Origin of the sequence: Streptomyces sp. HUAS CB01 (assembly GCF_030406905.1) — a bacterium.
In the GTDB taxonomy this organism is placed as follows: domain Bacteria; phylum Actinomycetota; class Actinomycetes; order Streptomycetales; family Streptomycetaceae; genus Streptomyces; species Streptomyces chengbuensis.
This window is the reverse complement of sequence record NZ_CP129137.1, coordinates 3,998,030-4,021,949: the sequence shown is the minus strand read 5'-3', so window position 1 is coordinate 4,021,949 and position 23,920 is coordinate 3,998,030. Positions and strand designations below refer to the sequence as shown.

The window sequence follows — 23,920 nt, the reverse complement described above, 5'->3', positions numbered from 1 at the left end:
ACGGAGAAGAGACAGGGCTGGAAGAGGAAGACACGGACAACCGGAGAGGGACAGGCGAAGGAACGCAGCGCGGCCGCCGGCACTCCTCCCGGGTGCACCTCCCCCCGCTCCCCCGGGGTGCACCCCGGGTGCGGGACACTGTCAGGAGGCCGCCTCTACGATCCGTGTGAGAGGTGACACTCATCGACGGGCCAGACAAGGGGAACCAGCCGATTTCCCGACGCGTGGATACGATCAGTAAGCAGTACCAGGACGACACCGACGGAGGAGGTGCCCCATGGGAGTTCTGAAGCGTTTCGAGCAGCGGCTCGAAGGTCTGGTCAACGGCACCTTCGCCAAGGTCTTCAAGTCCGAGGTCCAGCCGGTCGAGATCGCGGGCGCCCTCCAGCGCGAGTGCGACAACAACGCGACCATCTGGAACCGGGACCGCACGGTCGTCCCCAACGACTTCATCGTGGAGCTGAGCGCGCCCGACTACGAGCGCCTCAGCCCCTACTCCGGCCAGCTCGGCGACGAGCTCTCCGGCCTGGTCCGGGACTACGCCAAGCAGCAGCGCTACACCTTCATGGGACCGATCAAGGTCCATCTGGAGAAGGCCGACGACCTCGACACCGGTCTGTACCGGGTGCGCAGCCGCACCCTCGCGTCGAGTACGTCACAGACGCCCGACCGCGCTCCCGCCGGCCCGGGAGCGGGTCACGCGGGCGCCCCGCAGGGGGCCCAGCGCGGCGGCTACGGCTACCCTCCTGTCAGTGCACCTCCCATGCCGTCCGCCCCGCCTCCCGGCGGTGGCAGGCCCGGCCCGGGAGCGGCCCCCGGCGGGCGTCCGCCGGCACCCGGTCCGATGCCGGGCGCCCAGGTACGCCGCTGGATCGAGATCAACGGCACACGCCACCAGATCTCCCGCCCGACGATGGTGCTGGGCCGCAGCACCGACGCCGACGTGCGGATCGACGACCCCGGCGTCTCCCGCCGGCACTGCGAGATCCGGACCGGAACGCCCTCGACGATCCAGGATCTCGGGTCCACCAACGGCATCGTGGTGGACGGGCAGCACACCACCCGCGCTACGCTCCGCGACGGCTCGCGGATCGTCGTGGGCAGCACCACCATCGTTTACCGGCAAGCCGAAGGGTGAAGCGGGGGCAATGTCAGAGCTGACCCTGACGGTCATGCGGCTGGGTTTCCTGGCCGTTCTGTGGCTGTTCGTCATCGTGGCCGTCCAGGTCATCCGTAGTGACCTGTTCGGCACCCGTGTCACGCAGCGCGGCTCGCGCCGCAACGCGGAGACACGTCCGCAGCAGGCCGCCCGCCAGCCGGCGGCGCCTCCGCAGCAGCGCCAGCAGGCGACGCGCCAGCGCCGGGGGGCGCCCACGAAGCTGGTCGTCACCGAGGGCTCCCTCACCGGCACCACGGTCGCGCTGCAGGGGCAGACGATCACCCTGGGCCGTGCGCACGATTCCACGATCGTGCTGGACGACGACTACGCCTCCAGCCGGCATGCCAGGATCTACCCGGACCGTGACGGCCAGTGGATCGTCGAGGATCTCGGGTCCACCAACGGCACCTATCTCGACCGGACCCGGCTCACCACCCCGACACCGATTCCGCCGGGCGCGCCGATCCGTATCGGCAAGACCGTCATCGAGCTGCGGAAGTAGTACGACAATGAGCGAGCGGAGCGAGCGAGCCGCGGCGGTCCGCACGGAGGACCCCGCAGCGGTCCCGGCGACGGACCGGGGCAGGCTCCCGACCGGAGGGTGGGCAGTGTGGCTCGAGACCGGCTGTACCCCGAGGCAGCGTCGACAGGGCAGGTGCGCATGAGTCTGTCACTGCGCTTCGCAGCCGGATCGCACAAAGGCATGATCCGGGAGGGCAACGAGGACTCCGGCTACGCCGGCCCGCGTCTTCTCGCGATCGCCGACGGCATGGGGGGCCAGGCCGCCGGCGAGGTCGCCTCGTCGGAGGTCATCTCCACGCTCGTCCAGCTCGACGACGACATTCCGGGCTCGGACATCCTCACCTCGCTCGGCACCGCGGTACAGCGGGCCAACGAGCAGCTGCGCATGATGGTCGAGGAGGACCCCCAGCTCGAGGGCATGGGCACCACCCTGACCGCGCTCCTGTGGACCGGTCAGCGACTCGGACTCGTCCACGTCGGCGACTCCCGTGCGTACCTGCTCCGCGACGGGGTCCTGACCCAGATCACGCAGGACCACACCTGGGTGCAGCGGCTCGTCGACGAGGGCCGGATCACCGAGGAGGAGGCCACCACCCACCCGCAGCGCGCCCTGCTGATGCGCGCGCTGGGCAGTGGTGACCACGTCGAGCCCGATCTCTCCATCCGCGAGGTCCGGGCCGGCGACCGCTACCTCATCTGCTCCGACGGACTGTCCGGCGTCGTCTCCCACCAGACGCTGGAGGACGCCCTCGCCAGCTACCAGGGCCCGCAGGAGACGGTGCAGGAGCTGATCCAGCTCGCCCTGCGCGGCGGCGGCCCCGACAACATCACCTGCATCGTCGCCGACGTGCTCGACACGGACTCCGGCGACACCCTCGCCGGCGCGCTCAGCGACACCCCGGTCGTCGTCGGCGCGGTCGCCGAGAACCAGATGCAGCTGGGCGACGGCGGGGCGATGCAGACCCCCGCCGGCCGCGCGTCCGGCCTCGGACGGCCCACCCCGCCACCCCCGGGAGGCAGCTTCGGTCCCCCCGGAAGCGGCGATGACGTCGGCTACGACGGGATGCCGCCGGAGGGCAGCTACGGCACCTACACCGACGACGACTTCGTCAAGCCGCGCCGCGGCCGGAAGTGGCTGAAGAGATCCTTCTTCATCGCGCTCGCGCTGGGGGTCGTCGGCGGTGGTCTCTACGGCGGTTACCGCTGGACGCAGACCCAGTACTACGTCGGCGCGAACGAGAACCACGTCGCGCTGTACCGGGGCATCAGCCAGGACCTGGCCTGGGTCTCGCTCTCGAAGGTCGAGAAGGACCACCCCGAGATCGAACTCAAGTACCTGCCGGCCTACCAGCAGAAGCAGGTCAAGGAGACCATCACCGAGGGAAGCCTCGGCGATGCCCGCGACAAGATCCAGGAGCTCGGCGCGCAGGCAGCCGTCTGCAAGAAGGACGAGCAGCGCCGCGCCGCCGCGGACCGTGCCGCCGGCACGCCGCCGGGCGAGGGCCAGGCCGGCGGAACGACCGGCACGAAGCCCTCGACCCAGTCCGCCCAGACCAAGCCGACCGCAGCGTCTCCCTCTCCGGGCCCCACCCTCTCGGAGGAGGAGCAGAAGCTGGCCTCGAACTGCGGCAAGCAGTAAGCACCCGTAGGGGGGCCTTTCTCCACCATGAGCGTTGTCACCAACACGACCACCATCGGCGCGATCGACGCGCCGAGCCGCCGCAACACCGAGCTCGTGCTGCTCGCGTTCGCCGTCGCGATCCCGGTGTTCGCGTATCTCAACGTGGGCCTCGCGCTCAACGGCGAGGTGCCGTCCGGCATGCTCGGCTACGGGCTCGGCCTCGGACTGATGGCGGCCGTCGCCCACATCGTCGTGCGGAAGTTCGCCAAGTACGCGGACCCGCTGCTGCTGCCGCTGGCGACGCTGCTCAACGGGCTCGGGCTGGTGCTGATCTGGCGGCTGGACCAGTCGCCGCGGCTGAACGCCCGCCCCGACTTCGCCCCGCAGGCGACGAACCAGCTGATGTACTCGGCCCTCGGCATCGCGCTGTTCGTCGGGGTGCTGATGATCCTGAAGGACCACCGCGTCCTCCAGCGCTTCACGTACATCTCGATGGCGGCGGCGCTGGTCCTGCTGATCCTGCCGATCGTGCCGGGCCTCGGCGCGGACGTCTTCGGCGCGAAGATCTGGATCAGGGTGGGCGGGTTCTCCATCCAGCCGGGTGAGTTCGCGAAGATCGTGATCGCGGTCTTCTTCTCCGGCTACCTGATGGTGAAACGGGACGCGCTCGCACTGGCCAGCCGCAGGTTCATGGGCCTGTACCTGCCGCGCGGCCGCGACCTCGGCCCGATCCTCACGATCTGGGCGATGAGCCTGCTCATCCTGGTCTTCGAGAACGACCTCGGCACCTCGCTGCTGTTCTTCGGCATGTTCGTGGTGATGCTGTACGTGGCCACCGAGCGGACGAGCTGGATCGTCATGGGTCTGCTCATGTCGGCGGGCGGCGCCGTGGTCGTCGCGCAGTTCGCGAGCCACGTCCAGTCCCGTGTCGCCGCCTGGCTCGACCCCTTCGGGTGCCTGGAGACCGCGCCCGAGGGCTCCAACATGATCAACGCCTGTGACCAGATGACCCAGGTGCTGATGTCGTTCGGCGCCGGGGGGACCCTCGGTACCGGGCTCGGTCAGGGCGACTCCGACCTCATCAGCTTCGCCGCCAACTCGGACTTCATCTTCGCCACCGTCGGCGAGGAGCTCGGCCTGACCGGCGTCATGGCGTTCCTGCTGCTGTACGGCCTGATCATCGAGCGCGGCATCCGTACGGCCCTGGCCGCCCGGGACCCGTTCGGCAAGCTGTTCGCGGTCGGTCTGTCCGGCGCCTTCGCGCTCCAGGTGTTCGTCGTGGCCGGCGGTGTGATGGGGCTCATCCCGCTGACCGGTATGACCATGCCGTTCCTCGCGGCCGGTGGCTCATCCGTCATCGCCAACTGGGCCCTGATCGGCATCCTCATCCGTATCAGCGACACCGCGCGCCGTCCGGCGCCGGCTCCCGCCCCGTCCCCCGATGCCGAGATGACCCAGGTGGTCCGACCGTGAACAAGCCTCTGCGCCGCATCGCGATCTTCTGCGGCCTCCTGGTCCTCGCCCTCCTCATCCGGGACAACTGGCTCCAGTACGTCCGCGCGGACGAGCTCAACACGCACAAGCTCAACCGCCGGGTCCAGATCGAGCGCTACGCCCACGAGCGCGGCAACATCATCGTCGACGGCAAGCCCATCACGGGCTCGGTCGCGACGAAGGGCAGCGACTTCAAGTACAAGCGCACGTACGTGAACGGCCCCATGTGGGCGCCCGTCACCGGCTTCGCCTCGCAGGCGTTCGACGCCAACCAGATCGAGAAGCTCGAGGACGGGATACTGACCGGCAACGACGACCGGCTGTTCTTCGACCGCACGATGGCCATGTTCACGGGCGAGAAGAAGAAGGGCGGCGACGTCGTCACCACCCTGAACGGCAAGGCCCAGGAGGCCGCGTTCAAGGGCCTCGGCGACAAGAAGGGCGCCGTCGCGGCGATCGACCCGCAGACCGGGAAGATCCTGGCGCTGGCGTCGACCCCGTCGTACGACCCTTCGGTCTTCGCGGGCAACTCCATCAAGGACTCCGAGAACCGCCAGAAGCTGCTCAACGACAAAGACAAGCCGATGGTGAACCGCGCGCTGCGCGAGACCTACCCGCCCGGCTCCACGTTCAAGGTCGTCACCGCGGCCGCCGCGCTGGAGAACGGCGTGGTCGAGGACATCGAAGCGCCCACGGACACGCCCGAGCCGTACTTGATCCCGCTCTCGCGGACGCCGATGAAGAACTCGCACGGCGGCTGCGAGAAGGCGAGCCTCAACGCGGCCATGGAGGTGTCCTGCAACTCCGTCTTCGCCAACCTCGGTGACAAGGTGTCCCGGGACAAGATGGTGGAGATGGCCCAGAAGTTCGGCTTCAACAACGCCGAGATCGACACCCCCGTCCGTGCCTCGTCCTCCGTCTACAACACGACCATGGACCGCGGTGGCAACGCGCTCTCCTCGATCGGCCAGTTCGACACCGCCGCCACGCCGCTGCAGATGGCCATGGTCACCGCGGCGATCGCCAACGACGGCAAGCTGATGAAGCCGTACATGATCGACCAGCTGCGGGCGCCGAACCTGGACGTCATCCAGACCTTCGAGCCCGAGGAGATGAGCCGGCCGGTCTCGCAGGAGAACGCCCAGCTCCTCCAGCAGATGATGGAGAACGTCGTCGAGAAGGGCACCGGCACCAAGGCGCAGATCAACGACGTCACCGTCGGCGGCAAGACCGGCACCGCCCAGCACGGTGTCGGCAACAGCAAGCGCCCGTACGCCTGGTTCATCTCGTACGCCAAGACCGACAACGGTTCGCCGGTCGCGGTCGCCGTGGTCGTGGAGGACTCCAGCGGCACCGCGCGCGACGACATCAGCGGTGGCGGACTCGCCGCTCCGATCGCGCGTGACGTGATGAAGGCGGTGCTCGACAGCAAGGAGTGACGGATGTCACTGCCCTGGCCTCTTCCCGCCTCATACCCGCACAATGCGATACCGGTCGCGTATCAGGTCCCGGCCATGGGCGGATGAGGAGCCCCGTGGCCGGTAGCGTATGCGCGAACAGCACACCGCCGGAGCACACACACGGGTGCGGTCGGGACTGACGGAGAGGGCTGGAACAGTTATGGAAGAGCCGCGTCGCCTCGGCGGCCGGTACGAGCTGGGCTCGGTGCTCGGCCGTGGTGGCATGGCCGAGGTCTACCTCGCCCACGACACCAGGCTCGGTCGCACCGTTGCCGTGAAGACGCTGCGGGCGGATCTCGCCCGTGACCCGTCCTTCCAGGCCCGGTTCCGCCGTGAGGCCCAGTCGGCCGCCTCGCTGAATCATCCTGCGATCGTCGCCGTGTACGACACCGGCGAGGACTACGTGGACGGCGTCTCCATCCCGTACATCGTGATGGAGTACGTGGACGGCTCCACGCTCAGAGAGCTGCTCCACTCGGGGCGGAAGCTGCTGCCCGAGCGCACGCTCGAGATGACCATCGGCATCCTCCAGGCCCTCGAGTACTCGCACCGCAACGGCATCGTGCACCGCGACATCAAGCCGGCGAACGTCATGCTGACGCGCACCGGCCAGGTCAAGGTGATGGACTTCGGCATCGCGCGCGCCATGGGCGACGCGGGCATGACGATGACCCAGACCGCGGCCGTGATCGGTACCGCACAGTACCTCTCCCCGGAGCAGGCCAAGGGCGAGCAGGTCGACGCCCGGTCCGACCTCTACTCCACCGGCTGCCTGCTCTACGAGCTGCTGACGGTGCGGCCGCCGTTCGTCGGGGACTCGCCGGTCGCGGTCGCGTACCAGCACGTCCGCGAGGAGCCGCAGGCGCCGAGCGTCTTCGACCCCGAGATCACGCCCGAGATGGACGCGATCGTCCTGAAGGCACTGGTCAAGGACCCGGACTACCGCTACCAGTCCGCCGACGAGATGCGGGCCGACATCGAGGCGTGCCTCGACGGCCAGCCGGTCGCCGCCACCGCGGCGATGGGCGCCGTCGGCTACGGCGGCGCGTACGGCTCCCAGCAGGGGCGCGGCGACCAGCCGACGACCGCGCTGCGGCAGGCGGACCCGGGCGGCCAGACGTCGATGCTGCCGCCCATGAACCCGGACGACGGCGGTTTCGGCGGGTACGACGACCGCCCGGACCGCCGGCGGCAGAAGAAGTCGAACACGTCCACGATCCTGCTCGTGGTCGCCGGCATCCTCGTGCTCGTCGGCGCCATCCTGATCGGCAAGTCGGTCTTCGGCCCGGGCGAGGGCGGGGGCAAGGTCGACGTGCCCCAGCTGGTCGGCAAGCCGCTCGCTGAGGCCAAGGAGCTCGGCGAGAACGCCAAGGTCAAGGTCGCCGAGTCCGGCACGGACCGCTGCGACCAGCCCAAGGGCAGCGTCTGCAGCCAGAACCCGAACAGCGGCCAGATGAACCAGGGCGACACCGTCCAGGTGGTCGTTTCCGAGGGTGCGCCGCTGGTGAAGGTGCCGGACGTCACGAAGGACTCCGAAGAGGACGCCGTCAAGGAGCTGAAGGACAAGGGCTTCGAGGTCGAGACCGAGTCGGTCGAGTCCGACCAGGAGCGCGGCACGGTCGTCGAGCAGGACCCCGCGGGCGGCACCCGGGTGGAGAAGGGTGAGACCGTCACCCTGAAGATCGCCAAGCAGGAGACGAAGCCCGTACCGGACGTGGTCGGTCAGCAGTTCGACCAGGCCAACCAGCAGCTGACGACCCTCGGGTACACGGTCGTGCGGCAGGACGTCGACGGGGCCGAGCCGGCGGGCCAGATCATCGCGCAGGACCCGACGGCGGGCTCCAAGGAGGCCAAGGGCATCACCATCACCCTGAAGGTCTCCAAGGGTCCGCAGACGCCGCAGGCCCAGGTGCCGGAGGTGCGGAACCGCACCCTGGGCGAGGCCAGGGCCATGCTGCAGCAGGCCGGATTCACCAACATCCAGGTGCAGGGCGACCAGAACGACAACGCCCGGGTGATCCAGCAGACCCCGCAGCCCGGAACCCAGGGAGACCCCGCGCAGACCCAGGTGGTGCTGTTCACCCTCCCCGGTGGTGACGGCAACAACGGCGGAGGCAACAACGGCGGAGGCGGCTTCATCGGCGGGGGCGGCGACTAGCCTCCCGCCCACCGCACGGTGACAGCCCCGCAACGGTGAAGGCCCCGGCACCCATCAGGTGCCGGGGCCTTTCCGTGTCCGGCGTCCGGATGTGCCCGGGCCGTCGGGGCCTCGTGTCCGGGCCGCCTCCGCCGCCGTGGCTGCGTGGGCCCGGTGCCGCGCACGGTCGGGAGGAGTACGGTGCCCGGCTCAGGCCCGCGCGGCCCGGAGCCGTGGACCGGGTGGCACGGGTCGTGGTCCCGCGCCCGACACTGCGCCGTGACGCGTCACGACTGCCGCAGCTCCGCGGGCGGCGTGCGGTCCCGGTCGACCTTCTCCGTGCGCTCGAGTTCGCCCCACACGATGTAGCGGTAGTCCGAGGTGTAGACGGGCGTGCAGGTCGTCAGCGTGATGTACCGGCCGGGCTTCGTCCTGCCCGACTCCTTCGGCACGGGCTGGAGCACGTCCACGTTGTACTTGGACGTCTCCTTGAGGTCCTTGAAGACCTTGTAGATGTACCAGGTGTCCACGGTCTCGAAGACGATCGAGTCACCCGACTTGATCTTGTGGATGTTGTGGAACTTCGCTCCGTGGCCGTCCCGGTGGGCGGCCAGCGTGAAGTTGCCCTGCCGGTCGGACGGAAGCGCCGACGCGATGGGGTCGACGTAGTAGCCCGCCACACCGTTGTTGAGCGTCTTGGGATCGGTGCCCTTCTTGACCAGGACCTCGCCGTCGCTCATGGCGGGCACGTGCAGGAAGCCGATGCCGTCCTTGGTGTCCAGCGCACCGGGGCCCCCGGCCCAGCGGTCGCGGACACGCTCGCTCTGTGCCGCCGCCTCGCGGTCGGCGAGAACGTTCGTCCACCACAGTGAGTAGACGACGAAGAGGGCCAGCACCAGCCCCGCGGTGATCAGCAGCTCGCCGAAGACACTGATGACGCCGGCGATCCGGCTGCGCGCACGTGCCACTGCACCTGTCCCTGTCCCAGTCCCTGTTGTTCTGTCGTCCGGCGCGGCGCCCGTCCGTCAGCCGACGAGCGCGTCCGGCTTGCCCTTGCTGCGCGGGCGTTCATCGACCATCTTGCCCCACACGATCATGCGGTACGTACTCGTGAACTCGGGCGTGCACGTCGTCAGCGTGATGTAGCGGCCCGGCCCGGTGAATCCGGAGCCGGCCGGCACCGGCGCGATCACCGCGACGTTCGACGGCGACGTCTGCGGCAGGATGCTCCGCATCTCGTACGTGTAGTACGTGTCCTGCGTCTCGACGACGATCGGGTCGCCCTGGGTGAGTTGGTTGATGTACCGGAACGGCTCGCCGTGGGTGTTGCGGTGCCCGGCCACCGCGAAGTTCCCCTGCTTGTCCTCGGGCATCGCCGTCTTGAGCCTGCCCTCGGCGTAGTGGCCGACCATGCCGCGGTCCAGCACCGCCTGCTTGTCGATGCCCTCGGCGATCGGCACGACGACATCGAGCTTGGGGATGTGCATGATGGCGAACCCCTGGCCCGGCTCGAAAGCGCCCGGGGCACGGCCCTTCGCCCACTCGTCCTGGATCTTGCTCGCCGCGGCGTTGGCCTGCTGGCCGGCCAGGATGTTCGTCCACCAGAGCTGGTACGTGACGAACAGCAGCATCAGGACGCCGATGGTGATGAACAGCTCGCCGAAGGCCCGGCTGGCGATGACGGCCGGGCTGTCCTTGGCGGCCCTGGCCGCCCGGCGCGCCTCGACGCGCGAGAGCGGGGCGCCCGCCTCCGAGGGTTTCGGTGCCGCGGGCGGGGCCGTCGGTGCCCGGCGTCTGCGGCCCCGGCCCCGGGCCTTGGCCGCCTTGCGGCGCTCCGCACGGCCCCCGGTGGGCCGCTCGGCCTCCGACGGGCCGGTCCCCGGCGTCCGCACCCCCGCGGTCCCGTCCTCGGGCGGGAAGAACGGCGACGGCAGCGCAGCGGTCGGGTGGTCGGCTCCCGGTGAGTGCCGCGGCGGGTACCCGGGCTCCGTCAGGGACTCGGTCCGGTGCCCGGCCCGGCCCTGGGACCGTTCCTGCGCCTGGGGATACGCCTGCTGCCCGTACCAGTCGTCCTGGTACGCCGCCGGGGGGTACTGGCCGTGGTCTGCCCACTCCTGCGACGGGGACTGCTGCGGTCCGCGCTGTCCGGGAACGTCCGGAGCGCGGTACCACGGCGATCCCCCCTCGCCGTTCACGCCAGGGCCTTGCCCACCACCGGCGCGAGCCCTGCCGACCGGCCCACCGCGCCCGTGTCACCGCATTCCACCAGCCAGTTGGCCAGCATCAGATGGCCGTGCTCCGTGAGCACCGACTCGGGGTGGAACTGCACACCCTCGACCCGCTTCCGCCGATGGCGCAGTCCCATGATGATCCCGTCCTCCGTGCGCGCCGTGACCTCGAGCTCGTCCGGGACGGTCGCCGGCTCCGCCGCCAGAGAGTGGTAGCGGGTCGCCGTGAAGGGCGACGGCAGCCCGGCGAACACGCCCGTGCCCTCGTGCCGTACGAGCGAGGTCTTGCCGTGGAGCAGCTCGGGCGCCCGGTCGACGACGCCGCCGTAGGCCACGGCCATCGACTGCATGCCGAGGCAGACGCCGAAGACGGGGACGTCGGTGTCGGCGCAGTGACGGACCATCTCGATGCAGACACCGGCCTGTTCGGGCGCGCCCGGCCCGGGGGACAGCAGCACGCCGTCGAAGCCGTCCTGCGCATGGGCCGTGGACACCTGGTCGTTGCGCACGACCTCGCACTCCGCGCCCAGCTGGTAGAGGTACTGGACGAGGTTGAAGACGAAGCTGTCGTAGTTGTCGACGACGAGAATCCGTGCGCTCATTGGCCGTCCACCGTCACGTCGTTGAACGGAAGCAGAGGCTCCGCCCAGGGGAACACGTACTGGAAGAGCACGTACACGACCGCGAGGACCAGCACGAGCGAGATGAACGCCCGCACCCATGCGTTGCCCGGCAGATGCCGCCAGATCCAGCCGTACATGCCGTCCCTTTCCTTTCGGTACGGGACCAGATTAAAGGGCGCGGGGGGCCTGTGGGTCAGCTGTGGAAAGCTTCCGGCTTGCCGTCGGTCACAGGCTGTGTGGCGTCGAGGTGCGCCCAGACGACCAGCCGGTGGCTGCTGCCCCACTCGGGATCGCAGGTGGTGAGGGTCAGATAGCGGCCCGGCCCGTCGAATCCGGACTTCACCGGGACGGCGTCGACGACGCCCACATCGCCGGGCACGGTCCGGTGGGGCTTGTTCCGTATCCGGTAGGTGAACCATGTCGTCCCGTCGTTGAGGACGACCGCGTCACCGGGGCGCAGCCGCGGGAAGTCCTTGAACGGGTCCCCGTACGTGCGGCGGTGGCCGGCCACCGAGAAGTTGCCCGTCGCACCGAGCCGGGCGCTTCCCGCATAGTGCCCGAGTCCCTTCTTGAGCGTTCCGGCCTCCGTGCCCTCCAGCACCGGCCAGTCCCAGCCGGCGCCGAACCGCGGGACGTACATGACCGCGAAGGGCCTGCCGCTCTCGTACGGCTTCGCCTGCGGGGCGGGCGGGGGTGGGACGGCGGGCCCGGTCGCCTCCGGCGTCGGCGGCGGGACGACCGGCTGCCGGGCCCACTCCTCCTGGAGCCGGACGATCTCGGCGTCCGTCGCGTCGCCGGCCTTCACACCGGTCCAGAACAGCAGGTACGCCACGAACAGGACGATCGCGGCGCCGATGGTGATGCATATCTCACTGAACGTCCGGACGATCAGTCGCACCGACACGGGCCGGCCTCCCGGGGTTACTGCACGGGCTTCGCGTAGTGGAGATCCACTGTGCCCGAGTAGCCGGGGAGAGTCACCGCCTCGCGCTCGTCGACCTTCCAGCCCAGCCCGTACGCCTTCACGTACAGCTGGTAGTTCTGGATCGCGGGCGAGGCGGTCAGCGCCTTCTTGAGCCTGTCCGGGTCGCCGACTGCGGTGACCTTGTACGGCGGCGAGTACACCCTGCCCTGCAGGATCAGCGTGTTGCCCACGCAGCGCACGGCGCTGGTGGAGATCAGCCGCTGGTCCATGACCTGGATGCCGCGGGCGCCGCCCTGCCAGAGGGCGTTGACCACCGCCTGCAGATCCTGCTGGTGGATGACCAGGTCGTTGGCCTGGGGCTCCGGGTAGCCGGGTGCCGCCTGGGCGTTGGGGGGAGCATCATTGAGGGTGACGGAGACGGCCTGACCGCTGAGCTCCTCGGTCCCCGCGGCGGTTTCGAGCGCCCTCAGCTTCTCGTCCTCGGCCTTGGTGGAGCCGTCGTCGCGCCGGGCCAGGGCGTCGACGTCCTGGCGCACCGCCGAGGTGGACTCGTCCAGTTCGGCGTTCTTGTGGCTGCGCTGCTGGATCAGGTCGGAGAGCTTCAGCAGCGAGTCGTCGGTGCGGAGGTTGGTGCCCTTGGCCGTGTTGAAGCTGGTGACGAAGATCAGCCCGGCGAGCGCGAAGACGGCAGCCGTCAGCAGCCGGATCGGTCGCCACGAGAAGCGACGGACCGGCCCACCGGGGGAGTCGGCGGAATTGCTCAACGTACCCTTACCCTTCAGGCGCCGCGGAAGGACTACGCTAACGGACGCCCGGGGGAGGACCAGGTCCCCCTCACCCCCCGCCGGCGCCAGCCACAGTTTGTTTCCCCTGCGCGGTCACGCAGCGCATCGACAGGAGAGTCCCTCGTGCCGAAGTCACGTATCCGCAAGAAGGCCGACTTCACGCCCCCGCCGTCCTCGAAGCAGGCGACCAGCATCAAGCTGACGAACCGCAGCTGGGTCGCTCCCGTGATGCTGGCGCTGTTCCTGATCGGACTGGCGTGGATCGTCGTCTTCTACGTCACCGACGGCTCGCTTCCCGTGAAGTCGCTCGGGAACTGGAACATCGTGGTCGGCTTCGGCTTCATCGCCGGGGGCTTCGCCGTCTCCACACAGTGGAAGTAGCGGCTACCGACGAAGCGGGCGAACCGGTCGCTGTCAAGCCCTGCCCCTAAGTTATCCACAGCGTCGTCCACAGATGAGGAAAAGGTCTGACGATCTGTGGATAACCCTCCGGCTGTTGACGCCGATGTGACCACTGGGGCCGTTCCAGCGACAGCGAGCTTCCCCTTACGCCCCTTGTCCCTCCTGGGAAAACCCAGGTCAGGGACAAGGGGCACAGCTGTTCCCCACAAGGCGCACAAGATCCGCCACACGCTGTGGACAACTTTGGGGAAAGCTCTGCTCAGGTGAGCAGCGACTGCGTCCTCAGAACGATGGCCACGACCGAGACGACCAGGACGAGGGCACAGACCCCGACCTGCACCAGGGTCCGCCGCTCACGGGGCGCGTGCACCATGCCGAACGCGATCACCGTGCCGCCGACCAGACCGCCGACGTGGGCCTCCCAGGAGATGCCGCTCATGGTGAAGGTGATGAGCAGGTTCAGCGCCAGGAGCGCGATCACCGGACGCAGGTCGTAGTCGAGCCGGCGCAGGAGCACGGCGGTGGCGCCGAGCAGACCCCAGATCGCCCCGGAGGCACCGAGGGCACCCTGGTTCGGCGCCGCCAGCAGATAGACCAGCGCGCTTCCCGCAAGTCCGGAGAGCAGGTAGAGCGCGAGATAGCGCACCCGGCCGAGCGCCGCCTCGAGCGGGCCGCCGAGCCACCAGAGCCCCAGCATGTTGAAGGCGATGTGCCAGATCTCCTGGTGCAGGAACATCGAGGTCACCAGGCGGTACCACTCGCCGTCGGCGACTCCCACGACCTCCTGGATCCGGGGGTTGAACGCGAGCCCGATCAGATCGAGCTGGTCCGCGATCGTCCGGTCGGCGAGCACGGCGAGGAACACCGCGACGTTGACGCCGAGAAGGATCTTGGTGACGAGCCGCGGGTCACCCGAGGTGAGTTCGGCTCCGGCGATCGTCCGGGGACGGTTCGCGGACGGGGCGTGCCCGGTGCCCGACCCCGTGCGCACGCACTCCGGGCACTGGAAGCCGACCGACGCGCTGACCATGCACTCGGGACAGATCGGCCGCTCGCAGCGGGTGCAGCTGATGCCGGTCTCCCGGCCGGGGTGCCGGTAGCAGCCCGGCAGCCCGTGCGCCGCCTGGGGCCGGTCCGGGCTTCCTGGCGCCTGATCCATGAGGTCCCCTCGTCTTCCGCGCGGGCTCCGCGCAATGCTTCGCCCCGCTCGTCTTACGGACGAGCGGGGCGTAAAGGTTCCCGTACGGAACCCGGCCTCCGCAGGAGGATCGCCCTGCGGCTCCCCGCGGGATCAGCCCTGGCGGGTCTCGATCACGACGGACTCGATCACCACGTCGTTCAGCGGGCGGTCGGTGCGCGGGTTGGTCGGCGCGCCGGCGATCGCGTCCACGACCTTCCGGCCGGCCTCGTCGGTGACCTCGCCGAAGATCGTGTGCTTGCGGGTCAGCCAGCCGGTGGGGGCGACGGTGATGAAGAACTGCGAGCCGTTGGTGCCCGGGCCGGCATTGGCCATGGCCAGCAGGTACGGGCGGTCGAAGGCCAGGTCCGGGTGGAACTCGTCGGCGAACTCGTAGCCCGGGCCGCCGGTGCCGTTGCCCAGCGGGTCGCCGCCCTGGATCATGAAGCCGCTGATCACCCGGTGGAAGACCGTGCCGTCGTACAGCCTGTCCGTCGACTTCTTCCCGGTAGCCGGATTGGTCCACTCCCGCTCACCCGTGGCGAGCTCGACGAAGTTCTTCACCGTCTTCGGCGCGTGGTTCGGCAGAAGCCGGATGTCGATGTCGCCGTGGTTGGTCTTCAGGGTGGCGTGGAGCTGCTCGGCCACGGTCTGCCTTCCGTAAGTCCTCTGTGACGTCCCAGATCCTCCCACGGGACGACCGTGGACACGGAAAATGACCCGGATGCCCGTCCCGCATGCCGAGGCAGCCCTCAACGGGCATGATTTCGAAAAGGGTGGAAAGGCGGATGGTGCCTTTGCTGGGTCGACAAACGCCCCAGACGCCCGCGAACGCCACCGAGGAGGAGGATCCCGTGACCCGCATGGACAGCGTGCGCGCCGCGACGGACACGGCCAAGGAGGGCGTGCTCCACGCCGCGGACGTGGTGGCGCCATACGCCGGCACGGCCAAGGACCAGGCCGCGCTCTACGCCCACCAGGCTCGTGTCGCTCTCGAGCCGAAGGTGAAGAAGGCCGCACGCCAGGCGCGTCATCAGGCCCGCGTCCAGTACAAGTGCCATGTCGCACCGCATGTTCCGCCGCAGGTGGACGACGCGGCTCACCGGGCCGCCGTCATGACCCGGAATGCCGCACGTCAGGCGGCGGACTACACGGCTCCGCGCCTCGAGCACGCCGTCGCGGTGGCCCAGCCCGTGGGGCAGGAGGCCGTCACGCGGTCCGCCGCCGCGCTGGCCGCGCTGCGCGGCTCGGTCACCGCCGAGGACATCAAGAAGCTCGCGAAGAAGAACGAGCGGCGTGCGAAGTGCGGTCGCGCCGCGAAGGGTGCTGTGGTCGTCGGCGCCGTCGCCGCTGGGCTGTTCGCCGTGTGGAAGTGGTGGGACAAGCAGGCCAACCCGGACTGGCTGGTGGAGCCTCCGGCCGCGACCGAGGTCCCGGACCGCACGCTGTCGTCGGTCGACGGGAGCGATCAGTCGTTGCTGGACCCGGATGTCCAGGCCAAGCAGACCGAGAGCGAGGCCGACACGGACCGTGAGGACCGTCGCTGACACTCCGGACCTGCCGGTTCTGGGTGGACGCCCGTCATGGCGTACTCCCTGGGAGGGCTGTGGCTGTCACCGGCTGTCCCTGAGGGGCCGCTGGTGATGGCCTTGCCGTACCGCTGGTGCGTGGTTCCGAAGGGCCGGACGGTCTCGCAGGACCGTCGCCCGGTGTCCCCGGAGGGCCGCTGCCGGATGGCCTCGGAGGGCCGCCGGTGGGTGGCCTGGGAAGACCGTTGCCCGGAGGACCGTCGGTGGGTGGCCCGGGAGGACCGCACGTCCGTGTCCCCTGAGGACCGTCGGTACGTGGCCGCGCAGGGCCGCCGGCACATCGTGCTCGGGAAGTCTGTCATCGGCCGTCCCCGGACGGGCCGTCGGTGACCGGGCTCGTGGAACCGTGCCGAGCATTCCCGGAGGACGGTGGCTGACCGGCCTTCGGAGCTCGTCGCCGACCGTTCCCCGAGTGCCGTCGCCGGCGGTTGTCGGAGGATCCCCGCCGGCCGGCCTCGGGGGGCCTCGGGCGCGCTTCCTGCGACGTCACCGGTCCGGACACTGCCGGCCGTCCTTCACCGATCGGGCTGGGCTGCGGGGGTTCCGACCACCAGTCTCCGTCCCGACCACGCACGACATCGCTGACGACGCGTGATACCGGACAACCGGCGCCGGGCGGGCCGAAAGCTTCCCGGCGCCTCATGCTGCCGCCGGAACGCGCTCCTCGTCCTCGACGGACGAGGGCTCCCGCTGAGAATCGCCCGCGTCGTTGAGGCTGGGCACCTTGCGCACGGCGGGGGAGGCACCGTGGGCCTCGGCGCGGATCCGCTGCTTGATGGTCGGCGGCAGAGCGCGGTCGCGAGGCGTCCTCTGGCGCACCACCTCGTACCAGAAGCCGTGCATGGCCAGGCTTCCGTACGTACTCGCGGCAGGGGCGGGCGCCGGGCGGGGTCCGGTGGGATGGTCATGGGCTCCCGCTCTGCTCCCCGCGCTCCGCGCACCGGGGACGGTGGGCTTCGGCTCCGCGGGGCCCTCCGGCTGAAGGGGACCGGCCGACTGCTCGGCGGCCTTGGCGGAGGGGGCGAACCCCAGGGAGGTGAGCAGGGTGACGATCAGGGCGACGAAGGCGGTCCACACAGAGGTGACCTTGACGGCGGCCATGGCTCCTCGCTTTCCGATTGGGCGTTTTACATACGTTCCTCATGATGTGGACGCATCTCGAAAATCGTGGGACCTCGGCGTCGGGTCGGCGGATCTTCCGATGAACACCACCCGTGCGGCCCAGGCGCCCTGAGCCACCGTCATGCGGGAACGGCCGTGTCACCGCCCCTCCCGCCTGCGGAAACAGGCCGCGCCACCGACCGCGGACGGCACTGACACGGCGGCACGCATCGCGCAACCCGGAAGGGAAACCGCCCGCTGCTCCGGACGGGCATCGGAGCGGAGCCACGGCGGGGAAGCCGGCAGCCCGGCCGACGGGATCGACGTGCGGGGTTCCGCGTCCACGACAAGGACGAGTCGTCTGCCGGCGGCCAGAGCGGGCCGGCGGGTGCCCGTCCGCGGGCTGCCGGGGGCACCGGTACCGGCCGGCGGCCCCCGCTCCGGCGCCCGGGACGGCGGGCACGGAAAAGCCCCCTGAACCTGCACTTTCGCAGGTCAGAGGGCATTCACCGGGTGGAGCCTAGGGGAGTCGAACCCCTGACATCTGCCATGCAAAGACAGCGCTCTACCAACTGAGCTAAGGCCCCGGAACGGAGACCAGAGTACCGGGTAACCCCCGGGATCTTCCAAAAGGATTGGGGCTCCCGGTATCCGACCACGCTCCGTAAGATGCTCGTCGGGTTCGCACCAGCGAAGCCACGCCAGGGGTAGCGATGGGGAGACGCAACATGGATGCAGCACAGCAGGACGCGACGGCGAGAGCCAGAGAGCTCCAGCGCAGCTGGTACGGGGAGCCACTGGGGGCGCTCTTCCGCCGGCTCATCGACGACCTGGGCCTCAACCAGGCCCGTCTTGCTGCGGTGCTCGGGCTGTCGGCTCCGATGCTCTCCCAGCTGATGAGCGGCCAGCGTGCCAAGATCGGCAACCCGGCGGTCGTCCAGCGCGTCCAGGCCCTCCAGGAGCTGGCCAGTCAGGTCGCCGACGGCAGCGCCAGCGCGGCCGAGGCGACGGACCGCATGGACGAGATCAAGAAGTCCCAGGGCGGCTCCGTGCTCACCGGCACCGGGCAGTCCACGACCAGCTCGGGCGCGCCGACGGTGCGCCGGGTGGTACGGGAGATCCAGTCGCTGCTCCGCTCGGTGGCGGCGGCCGGCGACATCATCGACGCGGCGGACACGCTCGCCCCCACCCATCCGGAACTGGCAGAGTTCCTCCGGGTGTACGGCGCCGGGCGGACCGCGGAGGCGGTCGCCCACTACGAGTCGCACCAGAACTGATCGAGGCAGGCGCGGGCGGCGGGCGGCCGGGGCAGGGAAGCACACCGGACGAAGCAGGACGCCGGACCAGGGAACCGGGAGCGGGCGCAGCGCATGGGTGAGGTCTTCGCCGGACGGTATGAGCTGATCGACCCGATCGGTCGCGGTGGGGTCGGCGCCGTATGGCGTGCCTGGGACCACCGGCGGCGGCGCTATGTCGCCGCCAAGGTCCTGCAGCAGAGCGACGCCCACTCGCTGCTGCGGTTCGTCCGTGAGCAGGCCCTCCGCATCGATCACCCGCATGTCCTCGCCCCGGCCAGCTGGGCCGCGGACGACGACAAGGTGCTGTTCACCATGGACCTGGTGAGCGGCGGGTCGCTGGCGCACGTCATCGGCGACTACGGCCCGCTGCCGCCGCGGTTCGTCTGCACCCTGCTGGACCAGTTGCTGTCGGGGCTCGCCGCGGTGCACGCGGAGGGGGTCGTGCACCGCGACATCAAGCCCGCGAACATCCTGCTGGAGGCCACCGGCACCGGGCGGCCGCATCTTCGGCTGTCCGACTTCGGCATCTCCATGCGGAAGGGCGAACCGCGGCTGACCGAGACGAACTACGTGGTGGGGACGCCCGGTTACTTCGCGCCCGAGCAGATGCTCGGCGCGGAACCGGACTTCCCCGCCGACCTGTTCGCCGTGGGGCTCGTGGCCCTGTATCTGCTCCAGGGCCAGAAGCCCGACTCCCGCGCCCTGGTCGAGCATTTCGCCGCGCACGGCACACCGGGCGCGCCGCAGGGCATTCCCGAGCCGTTGTGGCAGGTCCTCGCGGGGCTGCTCCAGCCGGATCCGCAGGCCCGCTTCCGCACGGCGACCGGTGCGCGGAAGGCTCTCACCTCGGCCGTGGAGCTGCTGCCCGAACCCACCATCGACGACGAGCCGGTCGAGGTGTTCGACCAACTGGGCCCGCTGCCCTCCGGTTTCGGGCCCGACGGCCCCGCGGGGCGCGGTCCGGGCGGGCCGCGGGCCGACGCCGTACCGTCCGAGGACGAGGAGCCGGCCGGCGGCCGCACAGGCCACACCGGACAGGCGCAGCAGGCCGCACCGGACGGCACGGGCTCCTGGCCGCACCCGGCCGGCGCGGAACAGCCGGATCCGCAGCCACATCCTCGGCCCGGACGGAGCGGACAGGCCACGCGGGCCCCCCAGGGGATGCCCGGCAGCCCCGGCTCGCAGGGATCCCCCCTGCCGTCGCCCTCGGAGACCGGCTCCTTCCATCTGCCCCCGCCGCCCCACCTGCCGGCGCCACCGCTCACCGGGGACGCGCCGTCCGCCCCCGCTCGGCAGTCCGCCACCGGACAGCCGGTGTCCCCCACGCCCGTGCCCGCGCACACCGACTCCCCCCATCGACCCCGTCAACCGCAACAGCGGCCGGCACAGGACTTCGCCCAGGCGCCGACGGCCGCGGTTCCGTACGAACAACCCCTCACTCGTCAGTACACCGCCCAGGGCCCGCAGGTTCCGGGTCAGGCGCAGCCGGTGCCGTACGCGCCGTCCTACGCCCCTGCGGCCGCGCCTCCGCCCGCCGCACGGAAACGACCGGGACCGCCCCCGAAGGTGGCGGTCCCGGTGCTCGTCGTCGCGCTGATCTGCTTCGCGGTCGGGATCTGGGCCCTCGTCCAGGCCTGAGCGCGTCGCGCGCTCGGCGGACGGTCTCACCAGGCGGGAGGCGGGCCGTACTCCGTCCGTGCCGTGCTGTCGGCCTGCCCCGCGCCCCTGGGGTGCCCGGCCCCGCCGGCGGGGCCGTACCCGTACCCCTGGCCGTACGGAGAACCTGCACCCTGGCCGTGCGGAGAGCCGGCACCCGGACCGTGCGGGGCACCGGGACCGGGCGGAAGGCCGGGGGCGGGGGCCGCAGCGCCCGTCGGCGCCTGAGGGGTGCCGTGCCCCGGCCCGGCGCTGTCGGAAGGCCCGCCCTGCGGCACTGCGGCAGCGCGCCGGCGTGCCAGCAGTGTCCAGGCGCCGAGCCCCAGGACCAGCACCGTCCCCGTGCCCACGCCGGCCACGCCCACGAGCCGCATCGTGCCGCTTCCATCGGCCTTCTCGCCCTCGGAGACACCGAGGTCGCCGACCGGTTCCGCGTAGGGCGGCGCGGCCTGGGCGTCGCCCTCGACGTTGACCCGGAGCGTCACGCCGAAGCGCTGCCTGGCGAATTTCTCCGCGAGCTGCGGATTCAGGCTGACGGCGAGGTAGTAGTCGCCCTTGAGCCGCATGCCCGTCACCTTGTCGCCGCTGCCGAAGCGGTTCTCGTAGGCGACCTCCGGCAGCGGGTCCAGCGCGGCCTGCTTCTGCCGGCCGTCGTACGGCCCCGTCCCGCCGTCCTCGACCAGTCCGCGCACCGGGTTGTACAGCCGCATGGTCAGGGCCTCGCCGACGAAGGTGAAGCGCTTGGTGTCAATGCTCCCCAGGGAGGCCGTCGCGAAGATCCGCTGCCCCCAGTCGACCCGCACCCGGTAGAAGTACGTGCGACCCGCCTCCATCCGGCTGTTCCACTCGCCCTCGGAGATCTCGGCCGCGTCGTTGAAGCCCGTTCCGCCCGCGGCTTCCTTCTTCCCGCCCGCGGGCAGGCCGGGTGAGGCGGAGGGCCACTCCGTGGGGGCCTCGGTCGGTCCCGTCTGCTTCAGCCCGGGCTCGGTGACATGGCGGATCTCCAACTCCCAGTCCCGGGGGTCGGGGGCGCCGGCCGAGGTGGAGGCCGCGGATCCGAGCCGCTCCACGAGCACGTTGAAGGCACCGGCCTCCTGGCAGGCGGGGCCGCCTTTCCCGATCGTGCGGTGCGCGGCGGCGGCCAGCGGCCTGGCGAACCTGCCCGGGCCCACCTTGTCGTCGGCGCTGCCGCAGCTGGTTCCCTGGCCGTCCTGGAGGGTGACCTCGATGCCGTCGTTGTACGCGAGTCCGGTTCCCGGCCGGGGGACGGCGACGACCGAGACATAGGCGTTCCGCGCGGCGTCCAGATCGACACGGAAGTTGAGCTTCTCGCCCGGTCCGATCGAGGAGCGGTAGGTCGTGCCCGCCCTCAGGGCCTCGGCGTCGGCGCTGCTCTCCGCGCCCTCGATCCGCTGCGCGCCCGCGCCGAAGACATAGGGGTCCGGCTGATCGGCCGCCCGGGCCGGGACGCTGGTCAGCGCCGCCGCCGCGCACACCACCGCCGCCACGACCGGCGCCGTCCGTCCCCTGCTGCGCTGCCTCATCCCCGCGCTTCCCCTTGTCGTCTCCGCCGTCGTCCCCGGGGACGACGGCGAGCCCGTACGGCCCTTCCGGCGCTCACGGATCCAGGTCGCGGCCCGCAGGGCCGGACCGCCTGCCGCCGGGGCGGTCTTGGTGCCGGTCCATCCTGCCCCGCCGTCCGGGCCACTGTCTCGGCACGGGCAGCGAAACACCGCCGTCGTCGCCCGCGGCCCGCAGAGGTACCGCCCAGCACACCACCTTCACTCATGCAAGCAATTCATTTGCTCAAGCGAACTCGGTGGCCCTGGTGTCGTGTCCGCGCAGCGGCCTGAACAGCACAGAGCCCCGGCCGCTCGGCGGCCAGGGCTCCGTCACTCTCGGACTGTCTGCGTCTCACACACCCGAACCTGCGGGCACGGAGTCGGTCGCCTCCGTCCACAGATCCTGCTCGGCGCGATCCGCCTGGATCTGGCGGTACACGAGGAGCCCGCCGATGGCGGCCAGTGCGACCAGGAGAAGCTTCTTCACCGCGCGACCTCGTCTTTCCTTGACGTAGGGGACTTCTGGCGCCCGACTATACACACCGATCGATACCGATCGGTGACCTGCGTAGGCCCCGGCCCGAGACCCCCGAGCGGCCAACTCCCCCTCCCGCGACCAGGGATCGCCCTCGTGAGGACGGCGCGTTCCCCGGCCTCGCGGGATCACAGGATGTGAACCGGTGGCCGTGCCCCGGCGCCTCTCTCCCGCCCTCCGGGCCGCCCGGAGCCGCCATGGGCCCGCGGGACGCAGCACGGCGCAGGAGACGGCTCCTCGGGCCCGCGTACCGCCCGCGCGTGGGGCGGGGCCACGGGCGGGCCTCCGTCCGCGATTCCTCGGCGAGGGCGAGAAGGCCCGTCACCGGACCACCAGGCGGCCCCCCTGGTCCACCGCCTTGTTCAGACGCGCGATCTCGTCCGCGAGCTCGCTCATCCCGATGCCGCCCTTGCCGCTGACGTGGAGTACCGGTCCCGCGACGGACCCGGGCACCGACAGCCCGAGAATGCCGAGCAGTTCGGGCCAGTCACGCCGACCGGGCCCCGGCTGGCGGAGAATCGGTCCCGCGTTGGCTGTGGGACCGTCCGTGAACAGCCGCGACTCGCACGCGCGGCCGTCGGAGTCGTACGCGACGAGCAGCAGGAAGCCCCACGCCTCGGTCCGCTCCGCGCGAGTCGTATGTCGTACACGAGCGAATTCATGGCGGACGAAACCGCAGGGCGCTTCGGCCCGGGCCTTGGTCGACGGACGTGCTGGTGACAGGCCCCGTCCACGGATCACGTCCTGTGTCGACCGTGGAAATGCCGAAGACCCCCAGTCGTGTTCGACCGGGGGTCTTCGTGCTGGTGGGGCTAACAGGATTTGAACCTGTGGCCTCATCCTTATCAGGGATGCGCTCTAACCAACTGAGCTATAGCCCCGCCGCGCTGCGCGCTGACCCCTGAAGGTTAGCGCACGTGGGGGGCAGTCCCAAAATCGGTTCTCCGCCCCCCGGGACCTCGGACTATTCGTCCTCGGCCAGCGTCAGCTCGACTCCGCCCACGAACCCGGCGGAGAGGTTGTAGATGAAGGCGCCCAGGGTCGCCAGCGCCGTGGCCAGCACCACGTCGATGACCGCGATCACCGACGTGAAGAGGAGCACACGGGGGAGCGAGAGGAAGGACTGGAGGTCGAAGCCGTTGCTCTCGTTCGAACCCGTGGCCTCGCTGATCGTCCCGCCGACCGTCGAGAAGACGCCCATGGCGTCCATGACCATCCACAGCACCGCCGCAGCGACGATCGTGCAGATGCCCAGGGCGATCGAGAGCAGGAAGCTGACCTTCATCACCGACCACGGGTCGGCCTTGGCCACCCGCAGGCGCGCCTTCCTTGTCCGGGGCTGTGTGGTCGCGCCGGTACGCGGCCGGCGGACGGCCGCACCCGCGGCAGTCTGCTGTCCAGGATGCTGCTGGCCGCCCTGCGTCCCCCCAGGAGGGGAGGGGTACGCCTGGGGCGGGTGGTACGGCTGGGTTCCCTGCTGCACCGCTTGCTCCCCACCATAGGTTTCGTGCGGGGGCTGCGGCCCCCGGGTGTCGGTCACGGTCATCCCCCTGCGGTCGGCGGGGGCGCCCCCAGCCTGGGAGTACGAGGCGGAGCCACTGGCGCCATCCGCTCCAGAAGCGTCGCCGGCATCGGCCGGTCCGGCG

The 23,920-nt window shown here is 70.5% G+C and carries 23 protein-coding genes and 2 tRNA genes; 10 read left to right on the top strand and 15 right to left on the bottom strand.

The window, feature by feature from the left end:
• Positions 1-277 precede the first annotated feature (277 nt).
• From QRN89_RS17840 to pknB, 6 genes are all read left to right on the top strand, one after another.
• The gene (locus QRN89_RS17840; protein ID WP_290350420.1) at positions 278-1,138 is read left to right on the top strand and encodes an FHA domain-containing protein; all 861 of its coding nucleotides are present in this window, start codon (positions 278-280) and stop codon (positions 1,136-1,138) included.
• 10 nt (positions 1,139-1,148) lie between these two features.
• Complete coding sequence (locus QRN89_RS17835) at positions 1,149-1,661, top strand: FHA domain-containing protein FhaB/FipA (RefSeq protein WP_290350419.1); 513 nt, start codon at positions 1,149-1,151, stop codon at positions 1,659-1,661.
• 159 nt (positions 1,662-1,820) lie between these two features.
• Positions 1,821-3,320, top strand: a complete 1,500-nt coding sequence (locus QRN89_RS17830; RefSeq protein ID WP_290350418.1) for a Stp1/IreP family PP2C-type Ser/Thr phosphatase — start codon at positions 1,821-1,823, stop codon at positions 3,318-3,320.
• Positions 3,321-3,347: 27 nt separating this feature from the next.
• The gene (locus QRN89_RS17825; RefSeq protein WP_290350417.1) at positions 3,348-4,775 is read left to right on the top strand and encodes an FtsW/RodA/SpoVE family cell cycle protein; all 1,428 of its coding nucleotides are present in this window, start codon (positions 3,348-3,350) and stop codon (positions 4,773-4,775) included.
• The gene (locus tag QRN89_RS17820; protein ID WP_290350416.1) at positions 4,772-6,235 is read left to right on the top strand and encodes a peptidoglycan D,D-transpeptidase FtsI family protein; all 1,464 of its coding nucleotides are present in this window, start codon (positions 4,772-4,774) and stop codon (positions 6,233-6,235) included. Before QRN89_RS17825 ends, QRN89_RS17820 begins: the two co-directional genes overlap by 4 nt.
• A gap of 181 nt (positions 6,236-6,416) precedes the next feature.
• Positions 6,417-8,414 carry a Stk1 family PASTA domain-containing Ser/Thr kinase gene (gene pknB, locus QRN89_RS17815; protein WP_290350415.1) on the top strand — a complete coding sequence of 666 codons (1,998 nt, stop codon included), beginning with the start codon at positions 6,417-6,419 and terminating at the stop codon, positions 8,412-8,414.
• Positions 8,415-8,680: 266 nt separating this feature from the next.
• Here the strand turns inward: pknB and QRN89_RS17810 are convergent, their stop codons facing one another.
• Genes QRN89_RS17810 through QRN89_RS17785 form a run of 6 tightly spaced genes read right to left on the bottom strand, consistent with a single transcriptional unit; the run spans position 8,681 to position 12,933 of the window.
• Positions 8,681-9,361 carry a class E sortase gene (locus tag QRN89_RS17810; RefSeq protein ID WP_290350414.1) on the bottom strand — a complete coding sequence of 227 codons (681 nt, stop codon included), beginning with the start codon at positions 9,359-9,361 and terminating at the stop codon, positions 8,681-8,683.
• Between the two features lie 57 nt (positions 9,362-9,418).
• Positions 9,419-10,588: a class E sortase gene (locus tag QRN89_RS17805; RefSeq protein WP_290350413.1), complete on the bottom strand. Its 1,170-nt coding sequence runs from the start codon at positions 10,586-10,588 to the stop codon at positions 9,419-9,421.
• Positions 10,585-11,223 carry an aminodeoxychorismate/anthranilate synthase component II gene (locus QRN89_RS17800; RefSeq protein ID WP_290350412.1) on the bottom strand — a complete coding sequence of 213 codons (639 nt, stop codon included), beginning with the start codon at positions 11,221-11,223 and terminating at the stop codon, positions 10,585-10,587. The genes QRN89_RS17805 and QRN89_RS17800 overlap by 4 nt, the downstream gene beginning before the upstream one ends.
• Positions 11,220-11,381, bottom strand: a complete 162-nt coding sequence (locus QRN89_RS17795; RefSeq protein ID WP_093655650.1) for a hypothetical protein — start codon at positions 11,379-11,381, stop codon at positions 11,220-11,222. The genes QRN89_RS17800 and QRN89_RS17795 overlap by 4 nt, the downstream gene beginning before the upstream one ends.
• A 56-nt stretch (positions 11,382-11,437) precedes the next feature.
• Positions 11,438-12,148 carry a class E sortase gene (locus QRN89_RS17790; protein ID WP_290350411.1) on the bottom strand — a complete coding sequence of 237 codons (711 nt, stop codon included), beginning with the start codon at positions 12,146-12,148 and terminating at the stop codon, positions 11,438-11,440.
• A gap of 17 nt (positions 12,149-12,165) precedes the next feature.
• Positions 12,166-12,933 (bottom strand): DUF881 domain-containing protein, encoded by a 768-nt coding sequence (locus QRN89_RS17785; RefSeq protein WP_290350410.1) that lies wholly within the window; start codon positions 12,931-12,933, stop codon positions 12,166-12,168.
• 144 nt (positions 12,934-13,077) lie between these two features.
• Between QRN89_RS17785 and crgA the strand changes: the two genes are divergently transcribed.
• Positions 13,078-13,335 carry a cell division protein CrgA gene (gene crgA / locus QRN89_RS17780; RefSeq protein ID WP_109295087.1) on the top strand — a complete coding sequence of 86 codons (258 nt, stop codon included), beginning with the start codon at positions 13,078-13,080 and terminating at the stop codon, positions 13,333-13,335.
• Between the two features lie 280 nt (positions 13,336-13,615).
• Here the strand turns inward: crgA and QRN89_RS17775 are convergent, their stop codons facing one another.
• The gene (locus QRN89_RS17775; protein WP_290350409.1) at positions 13,616-14,515 is read right to left on the bottom strand and encodes a rhomboid family intramembrane serine protease; all 900 of its coding nucleotides are present in this window, start codon (positions 14,513-14,515) and stop codon (positions 13,616-13,618) included.
• A gap of 132 nt (positions 14,516-14,647) precedes the next feature.
• Positions 14,648-15,181 (bottom strand): peptidylprolyl isomerase, encoded by a 534-nt coding sequence (locus QRN89_RS17770; RefSeq protein WP_290350408.1) that lies wholly within the window; start codon positions 15,179-15,181, stop codon positions 14,648-14,650.
• Positions 15,182-15,387: 206 nt separating this feature from the next.
• Between QRN89_RS17770 and QRN89_RS17765 the strand changes: the two genes are divergently transcribed.
• Complete coding sequence (locus QRN89_RS17765) at positions 15,388-16,080, top strand: DUF5324 family protein (RefSeq protein WP_290350407.1); 693 nt, start codon at positions 15,388-15,390, stop codon at positions 16,078-16,080.
• 681 nt (positions 16,081-16,761) lie between these two features.
• On the opposite strand, the gene QRN89_RS17760 is transcribed toward QRN89_RS17765, so the two are convergent.
• Together QRN89_RS17760 and QRN89_RS17755 are read right to left on the bottom strand one after the other, a co-directional pair.
• The gene (locus QRN89_RS17760; protein WP_290350406.1) at positions 16,762-17,223 is read right to left on the bottom strand and encodes a DUF6344 domain-containing protein; all 462 of its coding nucleotides are present in this window, start codon (positions 17,221-17,223) and stop codon (positions 16,762-16,764) included.
• Between the two features lie 514 nt (positions 17,224-17,737).
• Positions 17,738-17,810: transfer RNA gene (locus QRN89_RS17755), tRNA-Ala, on the bottom strand.
• Between the two features lie 141 nt (positions 17,811-17,951).
• On the opposite strand from QRN89_RS17755, the gene QRN89_RS17750 reads away from it, so the two are divergent.
• Positions 17,952-18,500 (top strand): helix-turn-helix domain-containing protein, encoded by a 549-nt coding sequence (locus tag QRN89_RS17750; protein ID WP_290350405.1) that lies wholly within the window; start codon positions 17,952-17,954, stop codon positions 18,498-18,500.
• A gap of 93 nt (positions 18,501-18,593) precedes the next feature.
• Positions 18,594-20,159: a serine/threonine-protein kinase gene (locus tag QRN89_RS17745; protein WP_290350404.1), complete on the top strand. Its 1,566-nt coding sequence runs from the start codon at positions 18,594-18,596 to the stop codon at positions 20,157-20,159.
• 26 nt (positions 20,160-20,185) lie between these two features.
• Here the strand turns inward: QRN89_RS17745 and QRN89_RS17740 are convergent, their stop codons facing one another.
• The 5 genes from QRN89_RS17740 to QRN89_RS17720 form a co-directional block, all read right to left on the bottom strand.
• Entirely contained in the window at positions 20,186-21,721 is a 1,536-nt protein-coding gene (locus QRN89_RS17740; protein ID WP_290350403.1) for a hypothetical protein, read from the bottom strand.
• Between the two features lie 370 nt (positions 21,722-22,091).
• On the bottom strand, positions 22,092-22,226 hold the full coding sequence (locus QRN89_RS17735; RefSeq protein WP_003958712.1) for a DLW-39 family protein: 135 nt from the start codon (positions 22,224-22,226) through the stop codon (positions 22,092-22,094).
• Positions 22,227-22,595: 369 nt separating this feature from the next.
• Positions 22,596-23,015, bottom strand: a complete 420-nt coding sequence (locus tag QRN89_RS17730) for a hypothetical protein (RefSeq protein WP_290350402.1) — start codon at positions 23,013-23,015, stop codon at positions 22,596-22,598.
• A 63-nt stretch (positions 23,016-23,078) separates the two neighbouring features.
• A tRNA-Ile gene (locus QRN89_RS17725) sits at positions 23,079-23,155 on the bottom strand.
• A gap of 83 nt (positions 23,156-23,238) precedes the next feature.
• Positions 23,239-23,814: a DUF3566 domain-containing protein gene (locus QRN89_RS17720; RefSeq protein ID WP_290350401.1), complete on the bottom strand. Its 576-nt coding sequence runs from the start codon at positions 23,812-23,814 to the stop codon at positions 23,239-23,241.
• Between the last annotated feature and the right edge of the window lie 106 nt (positions 23,815-23,920).

Excerpts from the sequence above, each read along its gene's own strand:
- QRN89_RS17795 (WP_093655650.1), bottom strand. The coding sequence starts at position 11,381 with ATGTACGGCTGGATCTGGCGGCATCTGCCGGGCAACGCATGGGTGCGG.
- QRN89_RS17840 (WP_290350420.1), top strand. The coding sequence starts at position 278 with ATGGGAGTTCTGAAGCGTTTCGAGCAGCGGCTCGAAGGTCTGGTCAAC.
- QRN89_RS17775 (WP_290350409.1), bottom strand. The coding sequence starts at position 14,515 with ATGGATCAGGCGCCAGGAAGCCCGGACCGGCCCCAGGCGGCGCACGGG.
- QRN89_RS17745 (WP_290350404.1), top strand. The coding sequence starts at position 18,594 with ATGGGTGAGGTCTTCGCCGGACGGTATGAGCTGATCGACCCGATCGGT.
- QRN89_RS17825 (WP_290350417.1), top strand. The coding sequence starts at position 3,348 with ATGAGCGTTGTCACCAACACGACCACCATCGGCGCGATCGACGCGCCG.
- QRN89_RS17740 (WP_290350403.1), bottom strand. The coding sequence starts at position 21,721 with ATGAGGCAGCGCAGCAGGGGACGGACGGCGCCGGTCGTGGCGGCGGTG.
- QRN89_RS17800 (WP_290350412.1), bottom strand. The coding sequence starts at position 11,223 with ATGAGCGCACGGATTCTCGTCGTCGACAACTACGACAGCTTCGTCTTC.
- QRN89_RS17750 (WP_290350405.1), top strand. The coding sequence starts at position 17,952 with ATGGATGCAGCACAGCAGGACGCGACGGCGAGAGCCAGAGAGCTCCAG.
- QRN89_RS17835 (WP_290350419.1), top strand. The coding sequence starts at position 1,149 with ATGTCAGAGCTGACCCTGACGGTCATGCGGCTGGGTTTCCTGGCCGTT.
- QRN89_RS17830 (WP_290350418.1), top strand. The coding sequence starts at position 1,821 with ATGAGTCTGTCACTGCGCTTCGCAGCCGGATCGCACAAAGGCATGATC.
- pknB (WP_290350415.1), top strand. The coding sequence starts at position 6,417 with ATGGAAGAGCCGCGTCGCCTCGGCGGCCGGTACGAGCTGGGCTCGGTG.
- QRN89_RS17760 (WP_290350406.1), bottom strand. The coding sequence starts at position 17,223 with ATGGCCGCCGTCAAGGTCACCTCTGTGTGGACCGCCTTCGTCGCCCTG.